Genomic DNA, 1,222 nt, shown 5'->3' on the forward strand with positions numbered 1-1,222 from the left:
CGCATCTGCGATGCGAATCGCCCCCTGACTCAGGGGGGAACGATATCCGTGCTGCGCCCGGATATCTCCCAAGATTTGCTGCGCAAACCTTGGGCCCCGCCGTTGCGCTGCCACACCCCCATTCGCGCTATGCGCGAATCGCCCCCTGACTCAGGGGGCTGGGTCACCACCTTTATGCCGTAGGAGCGGCGTGAGCCGCGATGGGGCTTTCATGGGAGGGCTTCATCGCGGCTTGCGCCGCTCCTGCGAGCGCAGGGGCATGGTCACAGCCGGTAGGCGACGGCCTTCATCAGCTTCGACGCGGCGGCCATCACGGTCGGGATCGGTGGCGGCAGCACCCGCGCGCCGGCGGCCTCGGCGTTGTCGGCGTGGCGGGCCTCGTCGGCCTTCATCACCTCCAGGATCGCGCGGCTGCGGATGTCGGCTTCGGGCAGCGAGGTCAGGTGCTCGTCGATGTGGGCCTCGACCTGACGTTCGGTCTCGACCACGAAGCCGAGGTTCCAGCCGTCGCCGCGTAGCCCGGCCAGCACGCCGATCGCGTAGCTGCCGCCGTACCACAGCGGGTTGAACAGGCTCGGGCGGCTGTCGAGCTCGCGCAGGCGGTCCGCGCACCAGGCCAGGTGGTCGGTTTCCTCCTGGGCGGCGTCGAGCAGGTGGCGCTCGGTGGCCGGGTCGCGCGCGACCGCGGCCTGGCCGCAATACAGCGCCTGCGCACAGACTTCGCCGACGTGGTTGATCCGCATCAGGCCGGCGGCGTGGCGGCGCTCGGTCTCGTCGAGGACGACGTCGGCTTCGGTCGCGGCGGGGTTGGCGCGCTCGGCGCGCGGTGCGCCGAACACGGTGTCGAGCGCGCGTTGGGTGCCGTCGAGCAGCCGGTCGAGCGGGGTCAGTCGGCGGGAAGGCGTGGAGGAACTGTTCATGCGCCCAGTTTACGCCGCCGGCCTCGGCTGTTGGCGGGGCGGGTGCCGGCCGGCGGCTTCAGGGGCGCAGGCGCTCGGCCAGCAGCTCCAGCGGGTGCTGGACCGGCACTCGGGCGGCGGCCAGGTGCAGGCGGCAGCCGATGTTGGCGCTGAGCAGGCGGGTCGCGCCGCTGTCGTGCAACTGCGCCAGCAGCGGCTCCCGGTAGCCGGCCGCGCGCACGGGGTCGGTCAGCATCTGGATGCCGGCCGCGCCGCAGCAGCCGAGGCCGGGATCGAGCTCGATCACCTCCAGCCCCGGTATC

General features: G+C 72.2%; 2 protein-coding genes. Both read right to left on the bottom strand.

Features of this window, described 5'->3' with window-relative positions; translation table 11 throughout:
• Positions 1 to 263: 263 nt before the first annotated feature.
• Entirely contained in the window at positions 264 to 920 is a 657-nt protein-coding gene (gene coq7 / locus FKV24_RS16140) for a 2-polyprenyl-3-methyl-6-methoxy-1,4-benzoquinone monooxygenase (RefSeq protein ID WP_141483098.1), read from the bottom strand.
• Between the two features lie 58 nt (positions 921 to 978).
• Positions 979 to 1,222: heterodisulfide reductase-related iron-sulfur binding cluster (locus FKV24_RS16145; RefSeq protein ID WP_170288343.1), on the bottom strand; the 244-nt coding region annotated here is incomplete at its 5' end.

Source organism: Marilutibacter maris (assembly GCF_006546735.2).
Classification (GTDB): domain Bacteria; phylum Pseudomonadota; class Gammaproteobacteria; order Xanthomonadales; family Xanthomonadaceae; genus Marilutibacter; species Marilutibacter maris.